This is a genomic window from Rugosimonospora africana, from assembly GCF_016862975.1.
Taxonomy (GTDB): Bacteria; Actinomycetota; Actinomycetes; order Mycobacteriales; family Micromonosporaceae; genus Rugosimonospora; species Rugosimonospora africana.
Genome location: NZ_BONZ01000146.1, coordinates 1 through 7,202 on the forward strand (window position 1 = coordinate 1; position 7,202 = coordinate 7,202).

Annotated in this window: 10 protein-coding genes; 4 read left to right on the forward strand and 6 right to left on the reverse strand. The window is 67.3% G+C overall.

What is annotated here, in order from left to right; translation table 11 throughout:
- Window positions 1-72 precede the first annotated feature (72 nt).
- Window positions 73-753, forward strand: coding sequence for a GntR family transcriptional regulator (locus Raf01_RS48605; RefSeq protein ID WP_203924990.1), 681 nt, complete (start codon window positions 73-75; stop codon window positions 751-753).
- A 21-nt stretch (window positions 754-774) separates the two neighbouring features.
- Here Raf01_RS48605 and Raf01_RS50430 read toward each other — a convergent pair whose 3' ends face one another.
- The 4 genes from Raf01_RS50430 to Raf01_RS48615 form a co-directional block, all read right to left on the reverse strand.
- Complete coding sequence (locus tag Raf01_RS50430) at window positions 775-1,245, reverse strand: LLM class oxidoreductase (RefSeq protein WP_239134583.1); 471 nt, start codon at window positions 1,243-1,245, stop codon at window positions 775-777.
- An 83-nt stretch (window positions 1,246-1,328) separates the two neighbouring features.
- Window positions 1,329-2,012 (reverse strand): NtaA/DmoA family FMN-dependent monooxygenase, encoded by a 684-nt coding sequence (locus tag Raf01_RS50435; protein WP_308442713.1) that lies wholly within the window; start codon window positions 2,010-2,012, stop codon window positions 1,329-1,331.
- Window positions 2,013-2,156: 144 nt separating this feature from the next.
- Entirely contained in the window at window positions 2,157-2,285 is a 129-nt protein-coding gene (locus Raf01_RS50775; protein ID WP_275413235.1) for a hypothetical protein, read from the reverse strand.
- Between the two features lie 210 nt (window positions 2,286-2,495).
- Window positions 2,496-2,951, reverse strand: a complete 456-nt coding sequence (locus Raf01_RS48615) for an RrF2 family transcriptional regulator (RefSeq protein WP_203924991.1) — start codon at window positions 2,949-2,951, stop codon at window positions 2,496-2,498.
- A 182-nt stretch (window positions 2,952-3,133) separates the two neighbouring features.
- On the opposite strand from Raf01_RS48615, the gene Raf01_RS48620 reads away from it, so the two are divergent.
- Window positions 3,134-3,664: a 2'-5' RNA ligase family protein gene (locus tag Raf01_RS48620; protein WP_203924992.1), complete on the forward strand. Its 531-nt coding sequence runs from the start codon at window positions 3,134-3,136 to the stop codon at window positions 3,662-3,664.
- Window positions 3,665-3,817: 153 nt separating this feature from the next.
- On the forward strand, window positions 3,818-4,387 hold the full coding sequence (locus Raf01_RS48625; protein WP_203924993.1) for a cysteine dioxygenase family protein: 570 nt from the start codon (window positions 3,818-3,820) through the stop codon (window positions 4,385-4,387).
- Between the two features lie 67 nt (window positions 4,388-4,454).
- On the opposite strand, the gene Raf01_RS48630 is transcribed toward Raf01_RS48625, so the two are convergent.
- Window positions 4,455-5,405, reverse strand: coding sequence for a quinone oxidoreductase family protein (locus Raf01_RS48630; protein WP_203924994.1), 951 nt, complete (start codon window positions 5,403-5,405; stop codon window positions 4,455-4,457).
- Between the two features lie 650 nt (window positions 5,406-6,055).
- Complete coding sequence (locus tag Raf01_RS48635; RefSeq protein WP_203924995.1) at window positions 6,056-6,259, reverse strand: cold-shock protein; 204 nt, start codon at window positions 6,257-6,259, stop codon at window positions 6,056-6,058.
- Window positions 6,260-6,906: 647 nt separating this feature from the next.
- Between Raf01_RS48635 and Raf01_RS48640 the strand changes: the two genes are divergently transcribed.
- On the forward strand, window positions 6,907-7,119 hold the full coding sequence (locus Raf01_RS48640; protein ID WP_203924996.1) for a DUF8847 domain-containing protein: 213 nt from the start codon (window positions 6,907-6,909) through the stop codon (window positions 7,117-7,119).
- The last annotated feature ends 83 nt before the right edge of the window (window positions 7,120-7,202 follow it).

The window sequence follows — 7,202 nt, forward strand, 5'->3', positions numbered from 1 at the left end:
TGTCGCGGCGACCGTGCCGGCAGGCGGCGATACTCATCCCGCACCGGTGACCAGAAAGGGAACCTGGGACACATGACCGTTGAGCGCCACACCCTGTTGAGCGCCGCCTACGAGCACCTGCGGGCCGCGGTCCTCGACGGCTCACTCGCCCCCGGGTCCCGCGTCACCGTCCGCCCGCTGACCGAACAGCTCGGGCTCAGCCCCACTCCCATCAAGGCGGCCCTGGCCGCGCTGGAACGGGAGGGGTTCCTCATCGCGGTGCCGCACCGCGGCTACTTCGTCCCCGAGGTCAGCCCCAACGACCTGCTGGAACTGTACGAGCTCCGGGAGGCCGTCGACGGGATCGCGGCGCGCCGCGCGGCGTCCGCCACCGACCACGCGCAACTGGCCGTCCGGCTGGCCCGGCTGCTCGCCAAGCAGCGCAAGGCGATCGACGCCGGCAAGCTGCAGTCCTACGGTGAACTCGACCTGGCGTTCCACCGGCTCATCTGGGAGGGATCGGGCAGCAGGCGGCTGATGCCGGTCGCGGAGAACCTGATCGCCCAGGTACGCCTGGGCAACCGGCTCTCCGCGCAGGCGCCCGGCCGGCTACCCGTCGCGATCGAGGAGCACCAGGCCATCCTGGAGGCGATCCGCCAAGGCGACCCGCACGCCGCGGAGGGCCACATCCGGTGTCACGTCCGCGAGGCGGGCGAAGCCCTGCGACGCTACCTTCAGATGCGCGACGGCGAACCGCAGCCGCGACCGTCATGACCGGGGACGGGTCGGCCCGACCTAACCGAGGAACGCGGGTTCCGTGTGACGGCTGGTCGGTCGCGGCAGCCCGTAGTAGTCGCGCAGCGTGCCGTCCGGATACCCGGACCGGGTCAGACCACGGGCTCGCAGGATCGGTACCACCTCGTCCACAAAGGCGTCGAAGTGGTCGGGCAGCAGCGGAGGCATGACGTTGAAACCGTCCGCCGCACCGAGAGTGAACCAGTGCTCGATCAGGTCGGCCACCTGCCGAGAGGTACCGGCCGTCGTCAGGTGGCCGCGGGCGCCGGCGAGCCGGCGCAACAGCTGGCGCAGGGTCAGCCGCTCACGCCGTGCGAGGTTGACGATGAGCGAGAACCGACTGCGGTTGCCCTGCACCTCCTGCGGATCGGGCAGCAGGTGCAGCGGCACCGGCTCGTCCAACGGATGGCTGCTGAGGTCCACGCCGCCGAGCTGCGGCCACACCCGAGCGTCCACAGTGTCCGTAGGCACCGCAATCTCGTCGAGCTGGTCGCGAAGCTCACGAGCCTCCGCTTCGGTGGACCCAAGAAAGGGACTGATGCCCGGCAGTATCCTCACCAGTTCGGGTCCCGGCCGAGGACGGCCACCCTGGCCTTGAGGTCTGAGTAGAAGCCCTGCGCGTCAGCCAGCGTCTGCGCCGCAGTGAAGACGACCTCGGCCCAGCGGGCGGCGAAGGCGCGGCCGTCGGGGGAGGAGCCGGCCTGCACCAGTACCGGGTGGCCCTGCGGCGACCGGGGCACGTTCAGCGGCCCCCGAACCTGAAACTCCTGACCGAGGTAGTCGATGGCGTTCGCCCGGCCGGGTGCCAGCGCGATTCCGGTCTCCTTGTTCAGAATCCGCGCAGCGTCCGCCCAGCTGTCCCACAGCCGGGTCACGACGTCGAGATACTCGTCGGCACGCCGGTACCGGCGCTCGTGCGGCATCTCCTCACGGCCGAAGTTCGCCGCGGCGTCGGCCGCACTGGAGGTGACGATGTTCCAGCCGATCCGTCCCGAGGAGAGGTGGTCGAGCGAGGCGAACGTACGGGCCAAGTTGAACGGTTCGGTGTAGGTGGTCGACGCGGTGGCGATGAGCCCGATTCGCTCGGTCGTCGCCGCCAACGCCGCGAGCAGCGTCAACGGCTCCAGGGTGCCCCGACCGCCCTGGCCGGCGATGGTCAGCGTGTCGGCGAAGAACAGGGCGTCGAGGTAGCCGCGTTCCGCGGTCCGCGCGATTTCGAGGAAGTACGGCAGTCGCAGAGTACGGTCGGGTTCCGCGCTGGGGTGCCGTCAGGCGGCGGCGTGGTGGCCTGGGGCCATGACGAAGGCGTTCAGGATCAGCTTTTTCGGCACAGATCTCTCCGCCGGGTGACGGGTGAGGTCCGGAACGGACCGGGGTAGTCGTCAGCCCTGACAGAGCGTGTCGGCGACCGCGTGGTGCTCGACGGCGAGCAACGAGAGCCGGTGCTCCAGGCGACCGGCCGTCGTCGACGGCGTCGCATCCCGGCGCCCGGTCGTCGACTGCCCAGTCAAGGCGGATTCCTCCACACCACGCGAGAGTCTCCAGTGGACCACCTTGAGGCGACAGCCGTCAACACCTATCGGGAAGCTAGGCTATGTGCGGCGATCGACATACGGTGCCGTCGCGAACCGATCGCAGACGGTCGGTCAGCCCGTCTGCTCGGAGTACCGTGGTTCGGCTTGCCGTACGCGGCCTCCTCGCGCGAGCATGCTGCGACGGGGTCAGCGCGGCTGCCAGGCATCCGGCGTGGCAGCCAGCCGCCGGACCCGGCTGGGCAACCGGCCGGTGGCCAACTGGGCGAGGTTGACCTCGTCGAGGACATCGCGCAGCGCCGAGCGTGCGGCGACCCACAGTTCGGACAGGTGCTGCGCGCTGCCGGCGTACGTCACCTGCTCCGGGCGCATGCCGCGTACCTCGGCCAGCGGTCCGTCCACGGCCCGCAGGATCGTCGCCACCGCCACTTGTCTCGGCTCGCGGGTCAACTGGTACCCGCCGTCGCAGCCGCGCACCGCGCGCACCACATCGGCACGACGCAGATCGGCCAGCACGGCCTCCAGGAACTTACGGGGCAGGCGCTGCTCATCCGCCAACGCCTGAGTGGAGACGGTGGCCGGGTACCGGGCGGCGAGGGCGAGCGCGGCACGAACCGCGTAGTCGCCACGGGCGGAGACACGCATACGCACTCCTGACAACATCGTCACGGGAATCGGCCCTGGGCCGGTGTCCACTTACAGGAAGACTTGAGCGAACCGATCCTACTTGCTCGGTAGGCATTGTGTCCGACCGACCCGCGCGTATCGCCTCAACCGTCCGGCGTCGTACTCTCTTCGCACACGCCCCACCGGCGCGGGAGAATGCCATGCCCTATGCGATCGAACTGTTCCTCGACGAGCGGGCTGACGGCCGGGTCAGACAGATCTGGGGCGCTCTCGACACGCACGGCATCTCATCGTTGGGTAGCATCCCCGATACTCACTACCATCCACATGTCACCCTGTCGGGGTTCGATCACGGCGATCCCACACAGGTGGCCAGAGCTCTCCGGCCCGTTCTCGTCAACTCGGTGGGCATGCCACTGGTCCTGGAGTCGCTGGGATTCTTCCTCACCGACGAAGCTCCCGTGTTCTTCGGCGTGGTGCCCTCACCCCCGCTGCTGGCCTTGCACCACGCGGTCCACCAGGTCATCGAACCGCTCGTGGCCGGCATCGGGCCGCACTACCGACCCGGCGGGCTGCTGCCACACTGCACACTCGCGGTCGGAGTCAGCGACAGGGCGCGAGTGTTGGACGTCGTCAGTCGCTTTCCCGCGCCCATCCCCGCACGCGCCGCCGGCGCACACCTCGTCCAGGTGCCAGGCGGACACCACAGCATTCAGCTGACCACGGCCTGACAATTCGCCTACGGGCCGCTGGATCGGCTTTCGCTGCCAGATGGCGTCTATACTCTACTGAACCAATGGGATATTGTAAAGGTGTACGCCGCAGTAATCCGCGCCTGAGTCGATCTCGATGCGACCGGGCCGGTATCGAGGAGATGACCCGCGATGGATAAGACCCGGATGTCAGCGTCGATGGCCGGCTTTGTTGCCGAGGTCGACCCGATTGTGCATGGGGCACTCGACGGCCTGCACGCGGCGCAGCAGGTTCGCGCCGTTCTTGAACGCTGGCTACGCAATGACGACCTGCTGACGCCCGCGCAGCTTGAGCCAGATCCGAGCCGGTACCGGCAGCATCTGGTGCACGTCGATCCGGCCCGGGCCTTCGGGGTCGTTGCGCTCGTATGGCTGCCCGGACAGAGCACGCCGATACATGATCACGTGTGCTGGTGCGTGGTCGGCGTGCACACGGGCGCGGAACGGGAAGTCTGTTATCAGTTGCGCCGTGGGCGTGGCGGGTCATTTCTGGAGCCGACCGCGGAGCGGATCAACGTGCGGGGCACGAGTACTGTCGCGATCCCGCCCGGCGACATCCATCAAGTAGCCAACGACACCGATGCGGTGGTGGCCTCTGTGCATGTCTACGGTGCTAACGTCGCTGCCCTGGGTACGAGCATCCGTCGCACCTACCGGCTGCCGGTCGCCGTACCCGAGCGAAGCGCCCGACGGGCACGCTGAGGCCCCGACCTCAGAACACCACCGACGGTGTCACAGCCACGGGGTCTGGCTCAGCACAGCGTCGTGCTCAGGGACGCAGAATGACCTTCCCGGTCGTTCTACGGGCGAGAAGATCGCCGAAGGCACGACGGGCGTCGTCAAGCGGATATACGGCACGGGCCATCGGTTTCAGCACTCCAGCGGCCATAAGTGTGAACATCTCGGTGAGCGGCTCCGCATAGGTGCCGGGAACGCTGAGGGCCGGTCGCAGCCAGAAACCGATGACGGCGACATTGCGATCCGCGAGAGCATTCGGGTCAACGGACGGTCGGCCTTCGCGGGAAGCGTTGCCGAACGTGACCAGGCGTCCAAAATTCTCCAGGACATCAAGTCCGGCGCTGAACACCCTTCCGCCGATCGACTCGAGGACGATGTCCACCGGCCTGCCGCCGTTGGCGTCGAGGACTCGCTGCGCGTAGCCGTCGGCGTCGCTGGACACGGAGACGTCCGCGCCGAGCGAGAGCGCCAGATCGCGTCTGTCGGGTGTGGACGCCGTCGCGATGACGTGCCCGGCACCGAAGTGCTTGGCGAGCTGAACGGCGAGCGATCCCACACCACCGGCCGCGGCGTTGACAACGACCGTCTCGCCGCGGCCTATCCGTGCGCAGCTCTTGAGTACGTGCCAGGCGGTCAGCCCTTGGACGAGAAGCGCGAGTGCCTCGGCGTCGCCGACCCCGTCCGGCACGGTCACGGCATCCGCCGCTTCGACGATCGCTCGCTCAGCGAACCCGCCACCGCCGAAGATCGGGGCCAGCACGCGATGGCCGTCACCGGTTCGTCTGACCACCTCCGTACCAGGGATGAACGGCAACTGGGGTGTCGGGCGATACGACCCCGCGATGCGGCTGGTATCGGCGAAGTTGACCCCGGCCGCACTTACGTCGATGAGCAGTTGCCCATCGGCTGCCATCGGCTCGGGCACCTGGACAAGCTCCAAGACCTCGGGACCGCCGAAACGGGCGCACTGCACGGCTCGCATGATCCATAGGGTAAACCGAGCCTTCGACTCGGTTCGACGTCAACCGCTGACAAGGCGTAGGAGCTGTGGTGGACGGCTGGTCAGGCAGTCGAGCGCGGCGGAGGTCAGCTCATTCGCCGGTGGGTACTCGATCAGGCGCTCATCGCCTCTAATGCTTCGGCGAGGGTGGCGGTGATCCCTCGGACGTGCCAAACCACCCTACTCCGCGAGGAACAGCTTCAGCACCCGCGTGCCAGCGTGGTGGTGCCCTGGCGCGGCGGCCGGCAGATCTGGACCCGGACCAGTGCCTGATCATATTGGAGGAGAGGGGTGGCACTGTGTTGGCTCGCTGCCCAAGGAATCAGTACTCACTGGCTACGCCATACCCCGGGGCTGGGTGGAACGCAACTTCAGCTGCGCGGTCGTGCACGCCTGTGCTGGGCACACCGACGGCCGCAGTTACTGCCGAACTGAACACGGGCCGCCGTAGAAACCATGTCGCGCGTCGGCGGTGGAGTGCATCACGAACCATCCGCTTCGAGTACGAGGTCTTCACCCGGGTATCTCTGCCCCCGAGCCCCTCTCCGCCAAGCTGGAGCAGATACAGCTCCGTGAGTGACGGCATGGCGGTGGCGGAAGGTTCCGCCCTCCGTCACCGCAGCCGATCGCCGTCAGACTACGCGGATGTTCTCCGCCTGTGGACCCTTCTGACCCTGGATGACGTCGAACTCCACCCGCTGGTTCTCGTCAAGGCTACGGAAGCCATCCGAGGTGATGGCCGAGTGGTGGGCGAACACGTCCGACCCACCGCCGTCGGGTGTGATGAAACCAAAGCCCTTGTCGGCGTTGAACCATTTGACGGTACCGATAGCCATGTCTTCTCCTTCAGAAGGCTCATGGACGCCACACCGTGTGGCATCCGTGTCGCCGCGTTGATCACCCTCGTCCAGGGGAAAGGACTGGCAACAGAGAAGCGCCAGGGTCATGATCCCTCAGGGCGCCTAGACTAATTGAAACGCAAAACTGCGACGTTAGGGACCGTAGCACAGCTACGACATCCGCGCTTCTTGCAGCCTGGTTGGGTGCGGGCAAGCGTGTCGGCCTTCGTTGTTCGAATGTCCGGCCGGTGTGATGACCCCCAGAGACAACCGGCCGGATGTGTCTCAGCGATATCCGTTCAAGACTTCTCGGATGCCTCTCGCGTACGGTTGAAGGGACGGACGACCGTTGAGGATCTTTCCCTCGCCGCGTCGACCCAGAGAGGATGCGCGATGTCGCGCTACATGATCGGCGGGTACGACGAACATTCGGTCGTTCACCTGACTCCCGTCCGCGGCGACCAGGGCGTAGAGCTTCCGCGCGGTCTTTATGAACGATGGCGACAGGCTCGTATCGAGTTGGACGCGGCCCAACGCGAGATCGTGTCCCATCTCCGGCGGACCGGCGGACGCGATGCGATCCCCGAGGAACTCTGGGAGGCGGGCGATCGGCAGGACCTGCCGGCCCGCCCATGGGACTCACCATGACCGATGTTCAGGTTGAGTTCGTCGGTGGGCCGCTCGACGGGGTCACCAGCAGCGTGCGGGCCATGACGACGGGCCGGCCGCCTAAGCTGTTCGCCATCGACGTCATCGCGCTCGGCGGTGGCTACGCCAGCCACGACTATCAGGTCGGCGACGCTCTCAACGCCAAGGGCCGGTGGCCCTACAAATACGTGGGAACCCGGACTGATTGAATTCCATCACCGCGAACGGAGGCGCGCAGGCCGAGCCGGCAAGGTCCCACCGGACGCCGCGCGGGTGTGGTCGCCGCGTGAAT

What these genes read in the sequence shown, in the direction of transcription:
- Raf01_RS48605 (WP_203924990.1), top strand. Translation starts at nt 73, where the DNA reads ATGACCGTTGAGCGCCACACCCTGTTGAGCGCCGCCTACGAGCACCTG.
- Raf01_RS48615 (WP_203924991.1), bottom strand. Translation starts at nt 2,951, where the DNA reads ATGCGTGTCTCCGCCCGTGGCGACTACGCGGTTCGTGCCGCGCTCGCC.
- Raf01_RS48620 (WP_203924992.1), top strand. Translation starts at nt 3,134, where the DNA reads ATGCCCTATGCGATCGAACTGTTCCTCGACGAGCGGGCTGACGGCCGG.
- Raf01_RS48625 (WP_203924993.1), top strand. Translation starts at nt 3,818, where the DNA reads ATGGATAAGACCCGGATGTCAGCGTCGATGGCCGGCTTTGTTGCCGAG.
- Raf01_RS48630 (WP_203924994.1), bottom strand. Translation starts at nt 5,405, where the DNA reads ATGCGAGCCGTGCAGTGCGCCCGTTTCGGCGGTCCCGAGGTCTTGGAG.
- Raf01_RS48635 (WP_203924995.1), bottom strand. Translation starts at nt 6,259, where the DNA reads ATGGCTATCGGTACCGTCAAATGGTTCAACGCCGACAAGGGCTTTGGT.
- Raf01_RS48640 (WP_203924996.1), top strand. Translation starts at nt 6,907, where the DNA reads ATGACCGATGTTCAGGTTGAGTTCGTCGGTGGGCCGCTCGACGGGGTC.